Source organism: Streptomyces sp. NPDC058964, assembly GCF_042741275.1.
In the GTDB taxonomy this organism is placed as follows: Bacteria; Actinomycetota; Actinomycetes; order Streptomycetales; family Streptomycetaceae; genus Streptomyces.
In genome coordinates this window covers 1-3,515 of sequence record NZ_JBHYKH010000672.1, presented here as the reverse complement: position 1 = coordinate 3,515, position 3,515 = coordinate 1, and the positions used below count along the sequence as shown (strand labels likewise).

The 3,515-nt window shown below is 76.0% G+C and carries 3 protein-coding genes and 1 pseudogene; 2 read left to right on the top strand and 2 right to left on the bottom strand.

Annotation, left to right across the window (positions count from 1 at the left end; translation table 11 throughout):
- Both ACFW2E_RS42680 and ACFW2E_RS42675 read left to right on the top strand, forming a co-directional pair.
- Positions 1-195, top strand: a pseudogene (locus tag ACFW2E_RS42680) (hypothetical protein); the annotation flags it as partial.
- Positions 196-313: 118 nt separating this feature from the next.
- Positions 314-1,561 (top strand): NAD(P)/FAD-dependent oxidoreductase, encoded by a 1,248-nt coding sequence (locus ACFW2E_RS42675; RefSeq protein WP_384476310.1) that lies wholly within the window; start codon positions 314-316, stop codon positions 1,559-1,561.
- 107 nt (positions 1,562-1,668) lie between these two features.
- On the opposite strand, the gene ACFW2E_RS42670 is transcribed toward ACFW2E_RS42675, so the two are convergent.
- Both ACFW2E_RS42670 and ACFW2E_RS42665 read right to left on the bottom strand, forming a co-directional pair.
- Positions 1,669-3,042, bottom strand: coding sequence for a cryptochrome/photolyase family protein (locus ACFW2E_RS42670; RefSeq protein ID WP_384476307.1), 1,374 nt, complete (start codon positions 3,040-3,042; stop codon positions 1,669-1,671).
- A gap of 72 nt (positions 3,043-3,114) precedes the next feature.
- Positions 3,115-3,515, bottom strand: a 401-nt coding sequence (locus tag ACFW2E_RS42665) for a DUF2867 domain-containing protein (RefSeq protein WP_384476304.1), incomplete at its 5' end; no start/stop codon positions are given.

Genomic DNA, 3,515 nt, shown 5'->3' with positions numbered 1-3,515 from the left:
CGCCCGGCCCCCCACCGCGCCCCCCCCGGCGGGGGGGGTCTCTCGGGGCCCCCCCGCCAGCACGTGTTCGCGCGGGCCCCCCCGGCGGCCCCCGCCAGGCCGGCCCGCGGCATGCTGCGCCCGACCGGGCTGCGGGACGCGCTCGACACCCTGGCCGGAGCCCGGGGCGCCGGGCCGGCCGACGAGCCGCGCTGATCCGTCCGCCGGCGCATCCGCCGGCCCGGTGCGACCGGAAAGAGGCAGAGAGGCAGAAGAGTCACGCGGAGGGGATCAGACGGAAGCCGGGGGCGGCACCGGAAAGGGGTTGGTCACCGTGTCCACGACCGCGGCCGTCGGAGACGTCCTGGTGGTCGGGGCCGGCGTCGCCGGTCTCGCCTGCGCCCGAGACCTGCTCGCGGCGGGCCTGGACGTGCGTGTCGTCGAGGCGGACGACGAGGTCGGCGGCCGGATGCGCTCCGACCGGGTGGAGGGCTTCGTCGTCGACCGGGGCTTCCAGGTCTTCAACACGTCCTACCCGCAGGCGGCACGACGCCTCGCGTTCCGCGAGCTGCGGCTGCGGCCGTTCACCCCGGGCGTCCTGGTGCACACCGACGAGGGCAGGCTGCGGTTCAGCGACCCCACGCGGCGCCCTCGCTCGCTGCCCGACCTGCTGCCGGGCCGGCTCGCGGGCCCGCGCGACCTGCTGGCCCTGGGCGCCCTGTCGGGCCGGGACCTGCTGGCGCCGGTCGCGTGGGTGAAGCGCTCCGAGGACCGCACCACCCGCACCGCGCTGGCGGCCGCCGGATTCTCCGACGAGTTCGTCGAACGCTTCTTCCGGCCCTTTCTTTCGGGCGTCTTCCTGGAGGACGGACTCGAGACCTCCAGCCGCTTCTTCCACCTCGTCTGGCGCAGCATGCTGCGCGGCAGCCTGTGTCTGCCCTCCGACGGCATCGCGGCCGTGCCGCGCGCCCTGGCCGCGGCGCTCCCGCCAGGCACCGTACGACTGGAGACGCCCGTGGCACGGCTCACGGACGACGGCGCCGAGACCGCCGACGGCGCGCCGCTGCCCGCCCGCGCAGTCGTGGTCGCGACCGGCCCCGGACCGGCCGCGACGCTGCTGCCCGGCCTCCGCGTCCCCGCCGGCCGGACCGTGACGACGTACTACCACGTGGCCCCGCGGTCGCCGCTGCGCGAACCGACGCTGCTGGTCGACTCGCGGCGGCGTGTGCTCAACACCTGTGTGATCAGCGACGTCGTACCCGGCCACGCGCCGCCCGGCACCGCGCTGGTGGCCACCTCGGTCCTCGGTGCGGACAGCGGCGAACGGACGGGCGCGGTGCGCGACACGCTTGCCGAGCTGTACGGCACCGACACCGGCGGCTGGGCGACCCTGACGGTCCGTACGATCCCGGACGCGCTGCCCGCCATGCCGCCGCCGCAGCCGCTGAGCCGCCCGGCGCGCGTGGCCCCGGGCCGGTACGTGTGCGGTGACCACCGGGCCACCGGCTCCGTGCAGGGCGCGCTGGCCTCGGGGGCGCGAGCCGCCCGCGAGGTGCTGCGCGACCTCACCCGACGGCCCTGACGTCGCCCGCCGTCTCCTCGCCCGCCGTCTCCTCGGCCGCACCCGCGGATCAAGCGGATCAGGCGCGCCCGGCGGATCAGGCGCGCCCGGGGGTCAGCCCGAGCGGGTCAGTCGTGCCCGCGGGCGCGTCTGAAACGGGCCAGACCGTCGGACAGGTCCACGATCGGGTCCGGATAGTCCAGCGCGGCCCGGTCCAGGCCCTGGAGTTTCCACGGCTCGTGCACCACGGGGCCCGCGACGTCCGCCAGTTCGGGCACCCACCGCCGGACGTAGGCGCCGTCGGGGTCGTGGCGCTTGCCCTGGGTGACCGGATTCAGGACGCGGTTGGGGCGCGTGTCCGTGCCCGTCCCGGCCATCCACTGCCAGTTGAGCTGGTTGTTGGCGATGTCCCCGTCCACCAGCAGTTCCAGGAAGTGCCGGGCGCCCACGCGCCAGTCCACGTACAGCGTCTTGGCCAGGAAGCTCGCCGACAGCAGCCGGCCGCGGTTGTGCATCCAGCCCTCGTGCAGCAGCTGGCGCATGGCGGCGTCGACGACCGGATAGCCGGTACGGCCCTCCCGCCACGCCTCGATGTCCGCACGGGCCGTCCGTTCCGACCGCCAGCGGTCGTGCTTCGTACGGTAGTCGGCGGTGGCCGACTGCGGCCGTGCCGCCAGGACCTGGCGGTGGAAGTCGCGCCAGGCGAGCTGCCGTACGAACGCGTCGGCGCCCGGACCGCCCGCCTGCCGTGCCCGCCCGACCAGCTCGACCGGGGAGAGCGTGCCGAAGTGCAGGTGCGGCGAGAGCCGTGACGTCGCGTCCCCGGCCAGGTCGTCGTGGCGGTCCCCGTACGAGGCGACACCGGCGCGCAGCCAGGCGGTGAGCCGCTTCCTGCCCGCCACCTCGCCGCCGGGTGCCAGCCCCTCGGACACCCCCGCGACCGCCGCCCGAGCGGGGAGCTCCTCGGATCCGACGCCGTCCGGGACCCGTACCGTGCGGGGCGCGCCGACAGGTTCCCGCAGCCACTGCTGCGACCACTGGCGGAAGTACGGCGTGAACACCGCGAAGTGGTCGGAGGAGGCCGGGGTCACCGCCCCGGGCGCGATCGCCGTGGTCACCGCGTCGTGCACCAGCAGCCGGCGCCCCTCGGCCTCCAGGGCGCTGCGCAGCCGCTCCTCCCGGCGCCGCGCGTAGGCGCTGAAGTCGGCCGCCATGTGCACCTCGTCGGCGTCCGCCTCGGCGGCCACCTTGCACACCTCGTCCACCACGTCACCGGACCGCACGACGAGCCGCCCGCCGCGCTCGCGCAGCCCCGCGTCCAGGTCGCGCAGGCAGTCGGCGAGGAACGCCAGCCGGTTGGGCGCCGCGAATGCGGACCTCTCCACCGCCGTGTCGCGGACGAAGAGCGGCACGGCCCGGCGCCGGCCCTCCAGGGCGGCCCGCAGCGGCGGGTGGTCGTGCAGGCGCAGGTCGGAGGTGAACAGGACGACCGAGACGTTCATGAAAACTGCTCCGGGAGGAAGGGGGCGGACAGTGAGGACTTTCCGGCCCGGCGGGCCCGTTGGATGCGGGCGTCAACGGGCGGGTGCCCCTTCCCCCGCGGGGGAGAGCGGAGCCCGCGCTGCGGCCCGGGCGATGTTGCGGGCCATGCCCCCGAACACGACGGCGTGGAACGGCGACACGCTCCACCAGTAGGCGTGGCCGAGCAGCCCGTGCGGATGGAACAGGGCGCGCTGGCGGTACCGGCTGCGGCCGTTCCCGTCCGGCTCGGCGGACATCTCCAGCCACGCCAGACCCGGCAGCCGCATCTCGGCACGCAGACGCAGCAGATGGCCGGGATCGATCTCCTCGACCCGCCAGAAGTCCAGCGAGTCGCCCACCCGCAGCCGCTCGGCGTCCCGTCGGCCGCGGCGCAGCCCGACCCCGCCGACCAGCCGGTCCAGCCAGCCGCGCAGCGCCCAGGCGAGCGGGAAGG

Bases quoted from the DNA above. Each gene is read 5' to 3' on its own strand.
- ACFW2E_RS42670 (WP_384476307.1), bottom strand. From the start codon at position 3,042: ATGAACGTCTCGGTCGTCCTGTTCACCTCCGACCTGCGCCTGCACGAC.